Raw genomic sequence first — 17,487 nt, 5'->3', positions numbered from 1 at the left:
GCGCTGAAGTTACAGTTCAACCATATATTTACTTACCCGGAGTCCTGCATGGCTCGTTTTCGCTACCTTAGCCCTGCCTTGAGTTTGTCCGCCGCCCTAATACTGATGGGGTGCAGTCAGCAAACGCAGGAGTCAGATCCTCGCACCCAGCCACCTTTAGTCATACAAAGCGTGATCCAGCCCAAAGCCGATCAACAACGACGCTTTTTGGGACTGGTTAGTGCACGGGTAGAGAGCCCGCTCGCCTTCCGGGTAGGGGGCAAGATTGATACGCGCAAGGTACAAAACGGGGAGCATGTAGAAAAAGGCCAGCTCTTGATGACGCTGGACCCTAAAGACCTGCAACTGGATCACCGGGCACGTCTGGCCGCTGTACAGTCAGCTCAAGCCCAGGCGGAACAGGCTCAGTCGGACTACAAGCGATTGTCCCTCCTGGTCGATCAAGGCGGCGTTTCCCGCCAAGCCCACGAGCAAAGCAGACAAGCCTTGCGCAGCGCCCAGGCGAATCTCAAGTCCGCGCAGGCACAGGCCGAGATTGCCCACAATGCTGACCAGTACAGCACGCTCAAAGCCGAGGCCAGCGGCATCATTACCGCTCAGCTGGCCGATGTGGGACAAGTAGTCAGCCCCGGCCAAGCCGTGCTGCAGTTAGCTCAGGACGGCCCCCGCGATGTAATTGTCAGCCTGCCTGAACAATGGGACATCCCCTTGGGAACACGCGCCACCATTGAATTGACCGACTCACAGAAAAGCGCGGCAGCCCAGTTACGCGAGCTGGCCCAGTCCTCTGATCCAGCCACCCGCAGTTACCAGGCTCGCTTTGCCTTCGAAGATGAAAATCTGACAGCTCGCCTAGGCTCCAGCGCCATCGTGCATTTGTCCCCACCCGACGCCAATACCCTGAATCAAGTTCCGCTGACCGCTCTTTACGATGCTGGCCAGGGCCCGGGCGTTTGGGTCATCGAGGATCAAAAAACCGTGCATTGGAAGCCAGTGACTATCGCCAAACTGGCTCAAGAACACGCCTATCTGTCCGACGGCCCCGAAGCTGGCACTCCCATCGTGGCACTGGGAGCCAACCTCTTGCATGAAGGACAAGAAATTCGCCCTGAAACGCGCGAGGCCTCCGAATGACAGGCCGCTTTAACCTCTCTGCGCTGGCGGTGCGCGAGCGTGCCATCACGCTGTTTCTGATCATCGCCCTGGCGGCATCAGGCATCTATTCCTTTATCAAGCTGGGGCGTGCCGAGGACCCGGCCTTTACGGTAAAAGTCCTGACGGTGACCGCCATGTGGCCCGGTGCCACTGCCCAGGAAATGCAGGAACTGGTGGCCGAGCCCATGGAAAAGCGCATGCAGGAACTGCGCTGGTTTGACAAGGTAGAAACCGTCACCCGCCCAGGCACCGCCCTGATGGTGGTGACCTTGAAAGACTCCATGCCTCCTGCCGAGGTACAAAGCGAGTTCTATCAATTACGTAAAAAGCTGCAAGACCAGGCCCCACGGCTGCCCAAGGGCGTGCAGGGGCCATTTGTGAATGATGAATACTCGGACGTGTCCTTTGGCCTGTTTGCCCTCCAGGCACCCGGCCTGCCGCCCCGCCTCTTAACCCGCGAAGCTGAAAAAGTACGCAGCCAGTTGCTGCAAGTGCCCGGCGTCAAAAAGGTCAATATTCTGGGTGAACAAAGCGAACGCATCTTTGTTGATCTGGACGAAGCCAAGCTGCACAATCTGCAACTCAATCCCCAGCAGATTCTGGAGGCCCTGTCCAAACGCAGCGCCATGACCGCTAGCGGGGCCATCAATACAGACGGCCCACGGATTCATCTGCGCATCAGCGCAGGGCTGGACGATCTGGACGCCATCAGCAATACCTACATTTACGTGCAGGGTCACACCCTGCGCCTGGGTGATATTGCCAGCATCAGTCGCGGCTACGAGGACCCGCCCAGCTTTGAGATCCACCATAATGCGCAGTTCGCCATGCTGCTCGATGTGGTGATGCAGGAAGGCTATAACGGTCTGTACCTGGGCAAGGATCTGGAGAAAGCCCGTGAGGACATCGCCGCCGCCTTGCCGCTGGGCTTCTCGCTGGATACCGTCACCAACCAGTCCGTGAACATCGCTTCGGCCGTAGGCGAATTCATGTTCAAGTTTTTTGCAGCCTTAAGCGTCGTGCTGCTGGTATGTCTGGTCAGCATGGGCTGGCGCGTCGGTATTGTGGTGGCCGCAGCCGTCCCCCTGACACTGGCCATGGTGTTTGTCATCATGATGATGACCGGCAAGGTATTTGACCGGGTCACCCTGGGTGCCTTGATTATTTCGCTGGGTCTGCTGGTGGATGACGCCATTATTGCGATCGAGATCATGATCGTGAAAATGGAAGAAGGCATGGACCGCCTGAAGGCCGCTGCCTATGCCTGGAACCACACGGCGGCGCCCATGCTGTCAGGCACCCTGGTTACCATCATCGGCTTTCTGCCAGTCGGTTTTGCCCGTTCCTCTGCCGGCGAATATGCAGGCAATATCTTCTGGATTCTGGCCGCCGCCCTGCTGACCTCCTGGCTGGTTGCCGTGGCCTTCACGCCCTATATGGGTGTGAAGCTGCTGCCCAATATTCCCGCTCGCCCCGGTGGCCATCAGGCCATCTATGACACCCCCAATTACATGCGCCTGCGTCGCATGATTGCCTGGTCGGTCCACCACAAATTCCTGGTGACAGGCATTGTGGTCATTGCCCTGGTGTTCGCGGGTGTCGGCATGGGCTTTGTTAAACAGCAGTTTTTCCCCACGTCTGACCGGCCCGAGCTATTGGTAGAAGTCCAGTTGCCTGAAGGCAGCGGCATAGAGTCAACCCAGGTGGTGACTCGCAAAGTGGAAAGCTGGCTGCGTGAACAGCCTGAAACGCGCTTGGTCACAAGCTATGCAGGACAAGGCGCACCGCGCTTTTTCCTGTCCTATAACCCGGAGCTGCCCGACCCCTCCTTTGCCCGTCTGGTCGTGCTGACGGCCGACCAGCACGACAGAGATGAGTTGCTGCAACGCTTTCGCCAAGTGGTGGCAGACGGCCTGACACCTGAAGCCCGTGTCCGCGCCACACAACTGGTCTTTGGCCCTTCCACCAAATATCCGGTGGAGTTTCTGGTGCGGGGTCCGGATCTGGACACCTTGCGGCAAATTTCCGAGCAAGCCATGAGCATCATGCGGGCCGACAAGGATATGCGTCAGGTCAACGTGGACTGGGGTTCTCGCGTGCCAGTGCTGAAACTGGATGTAGACCCCCAACGTCTGCAAGCACTGGGGTTGAATCGCCAAAGTCTGGCCGAACAAATTCAGCTTCAACTGGACGGCACGACGGTAGCGGAATACCGCGAAGACCTGCGCAATGTGCTGGTGGTAGCGCGCAGTTCAGCCAGTAACCGTCATGACCCCATGCGCCTATCCGGCCTGACGGTGATGAATGAGCAGGGCCAAAACCTGCCTTTGGATCAAGTGGGCAAGCTGGAGATTATTCAAGAGCCCCCTAAACTGGCCCGCCGCAATCGCTTGCCCACCATGACGGTACGCGGAGATATTGCCCCGCACGTACAACCAGCCGAAGTCGCAAACCGTGTCATGAAGGAATTTTCTTCGCTGAAAGAATCCTTGCCGCCCGGCTATCTGATCGAGATGAGCGGGATTACTGCCGAAGCTAAGAAGTCCAACGATGCGCTGCTGCCTGTATTCCCCGTCATGATTGCCTTGATGCTGCTGGTGATCGTGATTCAGGTACGCTCGCTCTCGTCCATGATCATGGTATTTCTGACTGCCCCCTTGGGATTGATTGGCAGCGTGCCAGCCTTGCTGATCTTCCAGCAGCCTTTTGGCTTTACGGCCATTCTGGGCTTGATTGGTCTGGCAGGGATTTTGATGCGTAACACCCTGATCCTGATCGAGCAGATCAAGACCAACCGGGCTGAAGGAGCCTCCCCCTACGATGCCGTCATTGAGGCCACCGTCCAACGTGCCCGCCCGGTAATTTTGACCGCGCTAGCAGCCGTCCTGGCCTTTATCCCCTTGTCCTTTTCCGTGTTCTGGGGATCCATGGCCCTGACCCTGATTGGTGGCACGGCAATTGGCACCATCTTGACCCTGTTATTCCTGCCCAGCCTGTATGCGATCTGGAACCGGATTCAAGATCCACGCGAGGCATCACTTGCTTGAGGGCTGAAACTGTGTAAATAATGGATGCATGGCCTGAACCAAACCCCCACGCCACGCAGGCCTAGCGCCTGCGTGCTACCCAAAAAAGCGGGTACTTTGAGCTTGGGGGCCAGTGACAGAAAACCATGCATCCCACTGCTAGTCTTGTGGGTCCAGAGATCAGAACGACGCAAGATAGCATTATGTCTACCAAAAAAGACCTGCCCGCCGCCCTGTCTCACGCTTTCGAGAAGGCAATCTACCGTGTCCACAGCCCCAAGGGCGACATCGATGTGCGCATCGGCCACGTCAACCGCCCGCTCAACACGCTGCTGGAACAAGAAAAGAGCCAAGGGGCAGCCATTCTGACAGCCTGCAATCCAGGGGCACAAATTTGTAGCCGGGCTTTTAACGACGCAGTTCAAGAGAGCCTGCTGCGCGACTTACAAAAGATGAATTTACGCTGGTGGCCTGCCGTCAATCTGGACCCAGCAGGCCGATGGCCGGACGAGCCCAGTTTGCTGGTTCTGGATATCAGCCTGCAACAGGCACGCTGGCAAGCACGCCTATTCAAACAGCTGGCGTTTGTTTATATCCCGCTCAATGGCAAGCCCCAGTTGCATCAGGTGCAGCAGCGCTTGCCGGCCTCGGTTCCGGCGGATTCAGACCGCCGTGCGACCTTCTAGGCGCTGCCTAAAACCATCCGCTATTGCCGCCCCCTTAAGCCTGCCTTCTGGCAAGACATGCGCCCAGGCGCGCCACTCGTGGCCGGTTGCTACCAGTACGCTATCTGTATTGAAGACTTGGTATTCCAGCTTGAAGCGGCGCTCCAGCCATTGGGCGACCTGCACGCAAACGCGGATTTCACGGTCATAGCTGACAGGGGCACGAAAGTTGGCCCCCACGTCTACCAAAGGCGTTACTGCATCGTATTCCTGCCGCAAAATGCGCTGGCTTAAACCCACCTGCCGCAACCAAGCCTGGTAGGTGCAATCAAACCAATAAAAGTAGTTGGGATAGAACACAATCCCGGCTTCATCACAATCACCCCACTCAACGGTGATGCGGCGCTCAAACACGTGCATAACAATCCTTTTCGCAAAATTGCCGCCCAGTTTAACCCGACCTAAAAAGCAGGAAACCACGATAATCAGGCACAAAACCAGACTTTGAAACATTTAGCAAACACTGATCTTGAAACAATTTGCATCACCAACAATGCAATCAATTAGGTGAAGTTAAGGACAACTACAGGCAAAAAACACAAAAAATGGGTGCTATCAGCGGAAAATAACGGCGCACTTTTAAGTGCGGTTGTCGTCTTTCTTGGACAGAAAACCTAGCATAGCCGCGTCACTGATTAAGGTAGCCTGCCATGTCTGTAAATACTGCTGCACCCTGGACGATCCGTCGCATTACTGAGCTTTACGAACTGCCTTTCATGGATCTGCTGTTCCAAGCGCAGACCGTACATAGACAGCACCACCCTGCCAATCAAATCCAGCTCTCCAGCCTGCTGTCCATCAAGACGGGGGCCTGTCCCGAGGACTGCTCCTACTGCCCTCAGTCTTCCAAATATCAGACTGAGCTGGAACCTGAGCCCTTGATGCCTCTGGAACAAGTGCTGGAGGCGGCTCGTGCTGCACAGGCGCAAGGTGCCCAGCGTTTTTGCATGGGTGCTGCCTGGCGCTCACCCACGGAAAAACAGCTGGACCAAGTTATTGATATGGTCAGCGCCGTGAAGTCCATGGGCCTGGAAACCTGTGTAACCTTAGGGATGCTCAAGGACGGCCAGGCCGAGCGCCTGAAAGAAGCGGGACTGGACTACTACAACCACAATCTGGACACCTCCCCCGAGTTCTACGGCCAGATCATCAGCACTCGTACCTACCAGGACCGTTTGGATACGCTGGAGCGCGTGCGTGCCGCAGGCTTGAATAGTTGTTGCGGCGGCATTATTGGCATGGGTGAAAGTCGGCGTGAACGTGCCGGCCTGCTGGCTCAATTGGCCAATATGCGCCCTTACCCGGAATCCGTACCCATCAACCAATTGGTTAAAGTGCCGGGCACCCCCTTGGATCAGGTAGAGGATCTGGACCCCTTCGAGTTTGTGCGCACCATTGCCATCGCCCGTATTCTGATGCCCACCAGTGCAGTGCGTCTGTCCGCTGGCCGTGAAACCATGGACGACAGCACCCAGGCCCTGTGTTTTATGGCGGGTGCCAACTCCATTTTCTATGGCGAGCAATTGCTAACGACCGGCAACCCGCAGTTCGTGGCTGACCAGAATCTGTTTGCCCGCCTGCAATTACAGGCGGCTAAAACCACGCTGTCCGAGCCGCCCCTTTCTTTGGATCAAACCCGCCCCCGCGCGATGGTCGAGGCCCTCTAAAATGATCACCCTGTTCGCCAGCATTCTGTGCAGCGTTGCCGTTTCCATCCTGCTTAAAGTCGCTCGCCAGCGTCAGATCGATGTGGGTCAGGCGATTATGGTGAACTACGCAGTCGCCGTTACCCTTAGCCTGGTCCTGCTGCAGCCTCACCCCAGCAGATTGCTCAATCCTGCTACACCCTGGTGGATTCTGATCGCCTTGGGCGTCTTGCTACCTAGCGTCTTCCTGTTCATGGCTGCGGCCGTGCGCCAGGCCGGGATTGTGCTGAGCGATGCCGCGCAACGCCTATCCTTGTTCATTCCTTTGCTGGCTGCGTTTGCCTTGTTTGGCGAACAGTTGGGGGGGCAGAAACTGCTGGGCATTGGTCTGGCCCTGACGGCCTTGCTGTGCCTGCTGATGCGGCCCCGCCAAACGGCCAGCCAGGACTCCGGCTCTAGCCGCCCTGCCCTGATGCTGCTGGCCGTGTGGTTAGGCTATGGCGTGATCGACATTATGTTCAAGCAGTTGTCCAAAGCCGGGGCCGCCTTCTCCAGCAGTCTGGTGGTGTCTTTCTCGCTGGCAGGCGTGTTGATGCTCTGCTGGCTGCTGGCCAAACGCACGGTCTGGCATCGTGGCAGCTTATTGGCCGGTCTGGTATTGGGTTCGCTGAACTTTGGGAATATTTTCTTTTATATCCGCTCCCATCAGATCTTCCCGGAAAACCCCACTTTGGTGTTTTCCGCCATGAACATTGGGGTCATCGCCCTGGGAGCCATCATCGGCGCCGGTTTTTTCAAAGAAAAGCTCAGTGCCCTCAATATGCTGGGTGTCGCTCTGGCCATTGGCGCCATCGTGGCCCTGATCCCCCGCTAATTCAGCGCTTTGCTGATTGCCCCCCCCGAGCAACACCTGCATCTACATATAAGCCAAATCATATATTTGAAATTTAAAACTTAAGGGCGCCGAGCCTTTTTATCTCCTGTAGATTAGAAAAAAACTTTTTACCAACGCATAACGTTGGAAACTACACAGGAGACAAACTCATGACTGGATTCACCCGTCGTCACTTACTGCTCGCCGCCGCCTCGGCGGGGGTGGGCGCCCTGGCTGCCCCTTGGCTCAGCCGTAGTGCTCTGGCCGCCAATAAACCCGTGGTTGCTGCTTTATTTTGTGGCCATATTGATGACAACGGCTTCATGCAAGCGGGCTACCAAGGCTTCAAAAAAGCTCAGGATCAGTTGCCGATCACAGGCCATTACATGGACAAGGTCGCTAACGAGACACAGGCCCAGATCGTGGCTCTGCGCGAGCTGGCGACCAAATACAAGCCCAGCTTGCTGATCGCTCATGGCGGGCAGAACACTGACGCCGCCCTGGCTGTTGCCAAAGAGTTTCCGGATGTCCGTTTTGTCATCACTCAAGGCGCGGTTACCGCCAGCAATCTGAGCAGCTATGACGTGCAACAGGAGGAATCCGCCTGGCTAGCAGGCGCCTATGCTGCCTTGATGACCAAGACCGGCGTCGTGGCTCACCAGTCCGGTATTCGCGTCCCTCCGGGCTTGCGTGCCCGTGCCTCCTATGCCGCTGGCGTCAAATACGCCAATCCTGATGTCAAATTGCTGACCAACTTCTCTGGCAATCAGGATGATATTGCCCTGGCCGCACGCGTGACCCAGGCACAAGCCAAGGCCGGTGCCGACATCATCTATACCATGCTGAACAAGGGGCGCAGTGGCACCACACAAGCCTGCCGCGAGCTGGGCATCAAAGAAATTGGGAATGTAATCGACTGGGTGGCCCGCGAACCGGATGTGTTTATTGGCTCGGCTTGGGCCGATGTGGGCATTGGTGTCTTTGAGGCCTGCAAAGACCTGAGCGACAACAAATTTGAATCCGGCAAGATCTTCAAAGTTGGGCTTCAGCAGCCCGACGCCGTGCGCCTGATCATGGCTGCCGACACGCCAGATACAGTGCGTCAACGCATTGCCTCGCTGCAACAAGATATCCTGGCGGGCAAGATCCACGTTGAAGCGGAGTTCAGCGGGCCTGAATTCCAGATTTAATAGCTGAGCAGAAACAAAAAAAACCAGGCAGGGCCTGGTTTTTTTATAGGCAAATCGTCATCGCCAAGCATTACGGATAGTTGCGTGACTCAGGAAGCTGTTAGCGAACGGGGTCGGACGGCTTACGATCGTCCTGTGTCTCTTGCACCCCGCCCGAACTACCGGAATCTGCAGGGCCTCCCGCCACAGGATCGGCGCTCTTGTCCGCCTGGGCAAGCATATCGGCCGTCGCCTCATCCTCTGCCTTGCGTTCCGCTGCGGTGCCATCCGTCGTTCCTGGCACTCGCTCCTCCACCGGAGGCAGATCTTCAAATACCGGATCATGCGAGACGTCGGAACTGATATCCACCCGAGGGTCCAGTGCCACCGCCGCTGCCGAGCTTTGCAAACTGTCCGGCATAGGCACAAAAGTAGTTGGTGCATCTTGGCTCAGGTGATCGCCCAGCACCTTCTGCGGACGGATCAGCAAGACCAGCGCTAAACCACAGCCAGCCACAAAAATGTAATACACATTGCTGCCAATGTAAGACATCAGGCCGCCGGCCAGCAGCGGCCCCAGACAGGCTCCCAAGCCATACACCATGTACAGAATGGCGCTCAGGCCCACCCGACGCTCCGGGTCCACGTTGTCATTGGCAAACGCCGCCCCCAAGGGGTAGAGCGTAAATTGCAGAATCCCGAACAAGGCGGAAAACACCAGCAGGAACCAGAACGGTGCCTCAAACCAACCCCATAAAGGGATGGCCAACACCAGTAAACAGACCGCATTGATACGAATCAGTTTGACGCGGTTCATGCGGTCAGCCAACCAGCCCACCGGCCACTGCGCCAGCACACCGGCCGCCACAGAAACCGCCACAAACAAGGCGGCTTGTTCATTACTTAAATGCACACGCACCGCGTATACCGGTGCCAGACCATAAAAGGCACCGGTCAACATACCGGCTACCAGCAGCACCATCATGGACAAGGGCACGCGGTCCACGTAATAGCGGGCGTTAATGGGCGCAGGAACTTGTAAAGGGGGATGGCTGCGGCGGGTAATGGCCACCGGCACCAAGCTGAAGGCTGAACAGATAGCCACAAACACCAGGGGCTCATAGTTCAGGTGTGGGAACAAGGTCAGCGACAGCTGCCCCAGCACCGTACCCAGGCTGGAGAACACCATGTAAAAGGCAAAAATAGTGCCACGCTGGCTATTATCGCTTTGCTCATTCAGCCAGCTTTCAATCCCCATGAACTGCACGACCATCGCCGCACCCGCCAAAAAGCGCAGCAACAGCCAGACGTACATGGAATCCACCATGATCTGGACCAGCACACAGATGGTGACAATAGCGGCACTGGCGGCATACGCACGAATATGGCCCACGCCCATAATCAGGCGGTGACCCATACGAGCACCAAATACCAGGCCCAGGTAATACACCGCAATCAGCCCGCCAATCCAAACCTCTGACACCGAGATGGCCGTCAGGCGCACCCCCATGAAGGTATTGAACAGGCCCGAGCTGAGCAAGAGCATCAGGGTCGCAAAGTACAGGGACGAAAACGCACCCACCGATGACAGCATCCACACTTCCTGAAAAAACTGCAGCACCACTCACACTACTGGCCTCATCGGGATGAGGGCCTAATCTTGCGATAGGGAATGGTAAAAAAAAGCGCCAGCTTGCGGCCAGCGCTTCATGAACTTCTATCCCACGCCACGCCGGAGGGGCGCGGGATCAGATACTTAGGACTGTACCTGTTTCAGCAGGGTATCTGCATCCGATGTGTGCAGGCCGCCGTCATTATCAATGTTCAGTTGCTTGACCACACCGTCTTCCAGCAGAGCCGAGAAGCGCTTGGAGCGCACGCCCAGGCCTTTGGAAGTCAGGTCAAATTCCAGACCCAGTGCTTTGGTCCAGATACCGCTGCCGTCAGCCAGCAAACGTACTTTGCCATCGACATTCAGGGACTTGCCCCAGGCACCCATTACAAAGGGGTCGTTCACTGAAACGCACCAGATTTCATCAACGCCAGCTGCTTTGAACTGGTCTGCCTTGGCGATAAAGCCTGGCAGGTGCTGCTCGGAGCAAGTAGGGGTGAAAGCACCTGGAACGGCAAACACGGCAATTTTCTTGCCTTTAACCAGATCAGCCACCTGAAAGTTGTTGGGGCCCATAGGGCAGCTTTCCGTGGCGGTTTCAATGTATTCGCTAAGGGTCGCGTCAGGAACGCGCGCACCGACTGAAATGGACATAAGGTCTCCGTTATGAATAAATACCGCCAAACGGGCGGCCCGAACTACCTATGATACTAATAGACTGGCCTGTCTAATAGGCAAATAATACTTATCAGTACGTTTCAAGGTGGAACGTGCCAGGCCTGAACCGAGCGCCCACAAAAAAGGCCGGGCTTTTTGCCCGGCCTTCAGGGTGATCAAGCTTTATGCCATTTGCACAAAGCTGTGCTGCCACATCATGGGCTCACCCTGCCCAGATCGCGGATAGCGATCCGGACGTCTACAGCCATCCCATCATGCGGGGCAGCCAAAGCGTGATTTCTGGCACAAACGTAATCAAGAGCAGGAAGACCAGACCTGTCAGCAACCAAGGCACCGTGGATTTGGTGACTTCAGTCAAACCTAGCCTGGATATGCTGGAGGCTACATAAAGATTTAGCCCCACCGGCGGTGTCGCCAAACCGATCTCCATATTCACCACCAGCATGATGCCAAAGTGAACCGGGTCCATACCCAGCTTCATGGCGACCGGGAACAAGATGGGAGCCATGATCAGGATCAGGCCCGAAGGCTCCATCACCATGCCGATCACCAGCAACAACACGTTCACAAACAGCAGGAAAGCGATCAGACCCATGCCTTGCGACACAATCCATTCAGCAATGGCCTGCGGGATTTGCTCGGAAGTCAGGATGAAGGCAAACATGACCGCGTTGGTGATGATGTACAGCAGCATGGCACTCATGGCTGCTGATTCCAGCACAATGCGTTTGACCTCGCGCAGCTTCACATCCTTATAGACCCAGACCGCAATCACAAAGGCGTAGACCGCACTGATGGCTGCTGCCTCGGTCGGTGTGAACACACCGGAGTAAATCCCACCCATCACGATAACGATCAGCATCAGGCCCCAGATGGAGTCCATGAAGGCACGCCAGCGCTCTTTGAAAGAGGCACGCGGCATACGGGGGTAGTCCAGCTTCCAGGCGCGATACATCGTCGTGGCACCCAGGAAAAGCGCCAAAATCAGGCCCGGCACAACACCGGCAATAAACAGCTGGCCGATCGAGGCCGTACCCACTTTGGCGCCGTCCGGCCCTTCAACCATCATGCCGCTGGTTGCCACCGCATACATCACCATCACAATCGAGGGTGGCAGCAAAATACCCAGACCGCCGGAAGTTGCCACAATCCCGGTACCAAACTGCACCGGATAGCCTTGCTTGACCATCGCGGGAATCATGATGGAGCCAATAGCGGCCACGGTAGCTGGCGAAGAACCGCTGATCGAGGCAAACAAAGCGCAAGCCAGCACTGCTGCCAAACCCATGCCACCAGGCAGGTGGCCCACCATGGAAGCCGCAAAGCGAATCATCCGCTGTGCCACCCCGCCATGCGTCAGGAAACTACCCGCCAGGATGAAGAACGGAATCGCCATGATCTCGAACTTCTCGATCCCGGTGAACAGCTTGAGCGCAATACTGTCCATGGGAACTTCGGTCATGGTGAACAGGAACCCCATCACCGTCAGACCCAGGGCAATCGACACCGGCATACCCGTCAAGAGCAGGATGGCCAGCAAAGCAAAAATAATCAGGGCGGTCATGCGCGCGCTCCTTCAGATTCAGATACACCGCGCTCTGTTTCGGCAATCAGGTCCGCCCCAGGCTGATGCTGGGCCAGTTGACCGGTTTGCACGAAATGCACCAAGGCTTGCAAGAAGCGAAAGCACATCAACAAAGAACCCGCTGGCACAGCCAGATACACAATCCACACCGGCACTTCCAGGTCAGCAGACACCTGCGCTGTCTGGGCAATGCCGTACACAAATCGGCCACCAATCCAGGCGACGATGGCGGTGAACAAGGCGCCTGCGAACAGGGAAATCACCACCAGCAGGTGACGCCAGCGTGGCCCCACCGAGTTAACCAGCACGTCCACACCGACGTGAATGCCCACACGTACCCCGTAGGCGGCACCAAACTTGGCCATCCACACAAACAGGTAAATGCACAGCTCCTGCGCCCAGAGCAAGTTGATGCCTGCAACGCTGCGGTAGGTAGAACGAGCCATGACCGTGACAGACTCATAGCCCTGAGCCCGTGACCAGGACACCAGATCCGCCAGCAGGCTGACCGAATAGCGCTGGCAGACTGCTACAAAAATAATCACTACGGCCGCCACCATCAGAAATGAGATGAGCATTTCCTCAAAGCGGTCCAGAAATCGTAAAAACATGGGTAACTCCAGACTACAGTCAGCCCGCCCGGGATCGGGCAGGCACCAGCCAGTAGCGGGAAGAAAAGAAGAACAGGTCTGAATCAGACCTGTACAAGACAATCAGATAAAACCGGCTTTACTCGGTGGCCTTGTAGAAGGCGTCAATCACGTCCTGACCAATACGCGAGGCCATTTCTTTGTGCACGGGACGCAATTGCTTGACCCACTCTTCACGCTCGGCATCGCTGAGCTGATAGAAGGTGGTCTTGCCGGACTCTTCCATGGCTTTCATGGAATCGTTGTTCTCTTGTTCGGCAATGTCGTTGGCGTAGACCGTGGCCTCATCCATGGCTTTTTCCATGCCTTGGCGAACATCGTCAGGCAGACCTTCCCAGAACTTCTTGTTCACGATGACGGCATAACCCAGGTAACCGTGGTTGGACACGGTGGCGTGCTTTTGCACTTCGTGCATCTTCTGGGTGTACATGTTGGACGGCGGGTTCTCGGTGCCATCCACAACGCCAGTTTGCAGGGCTTGGTAAACCTCGGAGAACGCCATCACCTGAGGAACAGCATCCAGTGCCTTGAACTGAGCTTCCAGTACCTTGGAGGACTGAATACGCATTTTCAGACCCAGGAAGTCGTCCACGCTTTTCAGTGGGCTGTTGGCGCTCATGACCTTAAAGCCGTTGTCCCAGTAGGACAGGCCCTTGATGCCTTTGGGCTCCAGCTTGTCCAGCAACATGCGGCCCACAGGACCTTCGGTCACCTTACGCAGGTCTTCGCGGTCCTGGAAAATGAAAGGCAGGTCGAACACTTCAAATTCGCGCACACCCAGAGGGCCGAATTTAGCCAGCGAAGGGGCCAGCATATGAACTGCGCCCAATTGCAGGGCTTCCAGCTCTTCCTTGTCCTTGTACAGTTGCGAGTTCGGGTAGACCTCGACAACCACCTTGCCCTCGGTGTACTTTTCGGCCAGTTCTTTAAAGCGCACGGCCCCTTTTCCCTTGGGCGTATCGGGCGATACGACGTGGCTGAACTTGATGATCAGGGGGTTGGCCATCACAGGCGCGGACAGGAACACGGACGCCAGCAAGCTGGCCACAAGGGTCTTTTTCATGTTTGCCTCCGGTCGGTGAGGAACCGACACGTGTTATTGATTGATTTGTGTGAAAGCGTGTAGCTTAAAAAAGCGGCACCAAATTATCTATTGTGGAAATCCGAAACCATTTGTCATGATGCGTCTTGCCCGTCCGTCCGGCTTCATACGCCACGCCGCCTCGCGCACCTTGGCGGCCCATCCGATCAGCACGTACGTGCCTATTTTGGCGATCTTGATTATTGTGCTGTTGATGGGCGTGTTTGCCTGGGCCGTCAATAATGAGCGCGATGATGAACAGTCCAACGAACTGATCCGCAATGCCCTGTGGGTGGAGCAGTCCCTGTCTTTTCAGCTGCGCTCGCACGAAAACAATCTCAGCCGTATCGCCAGCGAGATCGAAGTACACTCGCAACCGGCCACGGCACAAACCGCCTTGACGCAGTTGCAGCACTTCAAGACCATCCACCCGGACCTGCTGAAGGTTGCTGTCCAGGATCTATTTGGCACAACCTTGCTGGTGCGCCCGCCCGGAGCCGATACCCGTATCGCCTCCCATGTCAGCACGCCGCGCAGCTCGACCTGGCTGCCGGCCTACCATTCCAATGAGCACCAGGAAAGTGTGATTGACCTGGTGGTCCCCATCTACGAAGACAACGATATTGTCGGCACCTTGCGTGCCACTTTTTCTTTGGCCACCATCCTGATGGAGAACGTGCCTTGGTGGATTGCCGAGCAGTATCACGTCTCCTTAATCGACCAGAGCGACAACACCTTGGCAATGCGCTCCAAGGGCGATCCCGGCTCCACCGAGTTGCGCTACGCCATGTCGGTAGACCCGCCCTTGCACGGTGTGCGTCTGCTGATGACGCCCTATCCGCAAAAAAACATCCCCACCTTCACCCTGCTGCTGACGGTGATTGCCGGACTGGCTTTACTGGCCGTGGTGAACTTGGCCATGCAACACCATTACGCCCGCAAACGCCGTGATGCCGAACTGGCCCTGATGCAAGAGCAAGCCTTTCGCAGTGCCATTGAAAACTCCATGGTGACGGGAATGCGCGCCCGCGATCTGGACGGCAAAGTGCTGTACGTGAATCCGGCTTTTTGCCAGTTGGTAGGTCGCAGCAGCGACGACATTATTGGTCTGACGCCGCCCATGCCCTGGTGGGTGCCGGAGATGATGGACGAGACGCTGGAGCGGCGGGACCGCTTGAAATCTGCTCCTTCCGTGCAGGTCTTTGACTCTCTGTTTCAACGTCCTGACGGCTCCCGTCTGGATGTTCAGGTTTTCGAGTCCCCGCTGATTGACGCCCAAGGCCAGCATGTAGGCTGGATCAGTTCGGTGATCGACATCAGCTCTCGCAAACAGGCCGAAGCGCTGGCAACCTCGCAGTCCGAACAGTTGCACCACACGGCCAAGCTGATCACCATGGGCGAGATGGCTTCCACCCTGGCTCATGAACTGAACCAACCCTTATCCGCTATTGCCAGCTACGCCGCCGGTTCCCTGAACTTGTTAGGCACCGAGCCTCTGGATCCCAAGCAATTGCGCCGGGGGCTGGAAAGCTTGGCTGAACAAACGCGCCGGGCCGGGCAGATCATCCACCGCATTCATGATTTTGTCCGCAAGCGCGACCCGCAGCTTAGCCCTTTGAATCTGGGCGATGCTTTGCAAGGGGCTCTGGCCATGGCCAAAGCAGGTTTGCGCAATCATCATATCCAGTTGATCGTGCCCGCTCACCCTAGGCATTTGCCCGTCATGGGCGATAAGGTTTTGCTGGAACAACTGATTTTCAATTTGCTGCGCAATGCAGCAGAAGCCATGTCCGGCCTGGAACCTGAACGCCGGGTTTTGGAAGTGACCATGCAAGACAGCAATGGGGTGGTGCTGGTCATGGTGGCCGACCAAGGTCCGGGTGTGGCAGCCACCATCATGGCTGAAGTGTTCCAGGCATTTACCACCACCAAAGCCCAGGGACTGGGTATAGGCTTGAATATTTGCCGCTCCATTGTGGAGCTGCACCACGGAAAGCTCTGGTTTGAAAACGGAGACCCACACGGTGCCACTTTCCTGTTTTCCTTACCCTTGATCGAACATGACTAAGCGCGCTCCTTTGGTCCACATCGTGGACGACGACCCGGCCATCCGTGATGCCCTTTCCTGGCTGTTCTCCACCCGACAGGTAGATACCGAGCTGTGGGAAAGCGGCGAGGCTTTTCTGAATGCGCTGGGCCCTGACACGCAGGGCTGCATCTTGCTCGATATCCGTATGGATGGCCTGTCTGGTCTGGAAGTGTTTGAGCAATTGCGCGAACGCCAGTCCTGCTTGCCCGTTATTTTCCTGACCGGCCACGGCGACCTGCCCCTGGCGGTGACCGCGCTGAAACAAGGTGCCGCCGACTTTATCGAAAAACCCTTTAACGATAACGATCTGGTAGACCGCGTTTTGGACGTGCTGCGCAGTTACGAAGCCAGCCAGACAGAACGCGCCAATGAGCAAGCCCTGGAAGAACGCCTGGACACCTTGTCTCAGCGGGAACGCGAAGTGCTGGCTCTGGCATTGGAAGGACGACTGAACAAACAGATTGCCCAGGACCTGAGCATCACCATGCGTACCGTGGAAGTCCACCGTGCACGTGCCCTGGAAAAAATGCAGTCTCGCACCCTGATCGAACTGGCGCGGCTGCTGGATCCGGACCGGCTGCGCGAAGACCGCAACCCCTCGGGGCCTTAATCAAAGCGACCGGGTGGGGTGTATATAATGCAGCCATAAACTATTAGAACCGCGCCACAGGCCCGGTCCCCCCGGAGCGATAATGAGCACCACTACCGAAAACACCGATTTGCACCTTTCCCATCTGGATGAAGATGGCAAAGTTCAAATGGTTGATGTCAGCCATAAATCCGCCACCGCCCGTTCAGCCACTGCCCGCAGTGTGGTGCGTTTGAGCCCGGCTGCTTTCCAGCTGTTGTCTGCCCAGCACAATGCCAAGGGCGAAGTGCTCAACACGGCGCGTGTCGCCGGCGTATTGGCAGCAAAGCGCTGTGCAGAGCTGATTCCCATGTGCCACAGCTTGCCCCTGGATTTTGTGGGCATTGATTTTGAAAGCGATGCCGGCACCGGCACGATTACCGTGCTGGCCACCTGCCGCACCCGCTACACCACCGGTGTCGAAATGGAAGCCATGACCGCTTGCTCCATTGCCGCGCTGACTATTTACGATATGTGCAAGGCCGCCGACAAAGGCATCGTGATCGAGCAGACCCGACTGCTGGAAAAAACCGGTGGCAAAAGTGGCACCTGGACCGCTCCGGTCTAAG

Annotated in this window: 15 protein-coding genes; 9 read left to right on the top strand and 6 right to left on the bottom strand. The window is 56.7% G+C overall.

Annotated elements, in window-relative coordinates; translation table 11 throughout:
• Window positions 1–48 precede the first annotated feature (48 nt).
• The 3 genes from AC1RSM_RS10700 to AC1RSM_RS10690 all read left to right on the top strand — a co-directional run bounded on the left by AC1RSM_RS10700 (window position 49) and on the right by AC1RSM_RS10690 (window position 4,867).
• On the top strand, window positions 49–1,134 hold the full coding sequence (locus AC1RSM_RS10700; protein ID WP_492932318.1) for an efflux RND transporter periplasmic adaptor subunit: 1,086 nt from the start codon (window positions 49–51) through the stop codon (window positions 1,132–1,134).
• Window positions 1,131–4,202: an efflux RND transporter permease subunit gene (locus AC1RSM_RS10695; protein ID WP_492932316.1), complete on the top strand. Its 3,072-nt coding sequence runs from the start codon at window positions 1,131–1,133 to the stop codon at window positions 4,200–4,202. The genes AC1RSM_RS10700 and AC1RSM_RS10695 overlap by 4 nt, the downstream gene beginning before the upstream one ends.
• A gap of 182 nt (window positions 4,203–4,384) precedes the next feature.
• Window positions 4,385–4,867, top strand: coding sequence for a DUF3293 domain-containing protein (locus AC1RSM_RS10690; RefSeq protein WP_492932314.1), 483 nt, complete (start codon window positions 4,385–4,387; stop codon window positions 4,865–4,867).
• On the opposite strand, the gene AC1RSM_RS10685 is transcribed toward AC1RSM_RS10690, so the two are convergent.
• Window positions 4,844–5,266, bottom strand: a complete 423-nt coding sequence (locus AC1RSM_RS10685; RefSeq protein WP_492932312.1) for an acyl-CoA thioesterase — start codon at window positions 5,264–5,266, stop codon at window positions 4,844–4,846. The genes AC1RSM_RS10690 and AC1RSM_RS10685 overlap by 24 nt on opposite strands.
• Before the next feature lie 290 nt (window positions 5,267–5,556).
• On the opposite strand from AC1RSM_RS10685, the gene bioB reads away from it, so the two are divergent.
• From bioB to AC1RSM_RS10670, 3 genes are all read left to right on the top strand, one after another.
• Window positions 5,557–6,573, top strand: a complete 1,017-nt coding sequence (gene bioB, locus AC1RSM_RS10680; protein ID WP_492932310.1) for a biotin synthase BioB — start codon at window positions 5,557–5,559, stop codon at window positions 6,571–6,573.
• 1 nt (window position 6,574) lies between these two features.
• Window positions 6,575–7,426 (top strand): EamA family transporter, encoded by an 852-nt coding sequence (locus tag AC1RSM_RS10675; protein ID WP_492932308.1) that lies wholly within the window; start codon window positions 6,575–6,577, stop codon window positions 7,424–7,426.
• Window positions 7,427–7,596: 170 nt separating this feature from the next.
• Window positions 7,597–8,616 carry a BMP family protein gene (locus tag AC1RSM_RS10670; protein ID WP_492932306.1) on the top strand — a complete coding sequence of 340 codons (1,020 nt, stop codon included), beginning with the start codon at window positions 7,597–7,599 and terminating at the stop codon, window positions 8,614–8,616.
• A 100-nt stretch (window positions 8,617–8,716) separates the two neighbouring features.
• Here AC1RSM_RS10670 and AC1RSM_RS10665 read toward each other — a convergent pair whose 3' ends face one another.
• The 5 genes from AC1RSM_RS10665 to AC1RSM_RS10645 all read right to left on the bottom strand — a co-directional run bounded on the left by AC1RSM_RS10665 (window position 8,717) and on the right by AC1RSM_RS10645 (window position 14,183).
• On the bottom strand, window positions 8,717–10,189 hold the full coding sequence (locus tag AC1RSM_RS10665; RefSeq protein WP_492932304.1) for an MFS transporter: 1,473 nt from the start codon (window positions 10,187–10,189) through the stop codon (window positions 8,717–8,719).
• 162 nt (window positions 10,190–10,351) lie between these two features.
• A complete protein-coding gene (locus tag AC1RSM_RS10660; RefSeq protein ID WP_492932302.1) occupies window positions 10,352–10,861 on the bottom strand; it encodes a peroxiredoxin in 510 nt (169 codons plus the stop codon).
• Window positions 10,862–11,123: 262 nt separating this feature from the next.
• Window positions 11,124–12,449, bottom strand: a complete 1,326-nt coding sequence (locus AC1RSM_RS10655; RefSeq protein ID WP_492932300.1) for a TRAP transporter large permease — start codon at window positions 12,447–12,449, stop codon at window positions 11,124–11,126.
• Window positions 12,446–13,081, bottom strand: a complete 636-nt coding sequence (locus AC1RSM_RS10650; protein WP_492932298.1) for a TRAP transporter small permease — start codon at window positions 13,079–13,081, stop codon at window positions 12,446–12,448. Before AC1RSM_RS10650 ends, AC1RSM_RS10655 begins: the two co-directional genes overlap by 4 nt.
• A 118-nt stretch (window positions 13,082–13,199) precedes the next feature.
• Window positions 13,200–14,183, bottom strand: a complete 984-nt coding sequence (locus tag AC1RSM_RS10645; protein WP_492932296.1) for a TRAP transporter substrate-binding protein — start codon at window positions 14,181–14,183, stop codon at window positions 13,200–13,202.
• 115 nt (window positions 14,184–14,298) lie between these two features.
• Here AC1RSM_RS10645 and AC1RSM_RS10640 point away from each other — a divergent pair, with 115 nt between their 5' ends.
• The 3 genes from AC1RSM_RS10640 (at window position 14,299) to moaC (ending at window position 17,486) form a co-directional block, all read left to right on the top strand.
• The gene (locus AC1RSM_RS10640) at window positions 14,299–16,269 is read left to right on the top strand and encodes a sensor histidine kinase (protein WP_492932294.1); all 1,971 of its coding nucleotides are present in this window, start codon (window positions 14,299–14,301) and stop codon (window positions 16,267–16,269) included.
• Window positions 16,262–16,900: a response regulator transcription factor gene (locus AC1RSM_RS10635; protein WP_492932292.1), complete on the top strand. Its 639-nt coding sequence runs from the start codon at window positions 16,262–16,264 to the stop codon at window positions 16,898–16,900. Before AC1RSM_RS10640 ends, AC1RSM_RS10635 begins: the two co-directional genes overlap by 8 nt.
• A gap of 82 nt (window positions 16,901–16,982) precedes the next feature.
• Complete coding sequence (moaC, locus tag AC1RSM_RS10630; RefSeq protein ID WP_492932290.1) at window positions 16,983–17,486, top strand: cyclic pyranopterin monophosphate synthase MoaC; 504 nt, start codon at window positions 16,983–16,985, stop codon at window positions 17,484–17,486.
• The last annotated feature ends 1 nt before the right edge of the window (window position 17,487 follow it).

The sequence above is a fragment of the Alcaligenes sp. GW821-FHT11D07 genome, assembly GCF_058808495.1.
This window is presented reverse-complemented; position numbering and strand designations above follow the sequence as displayed.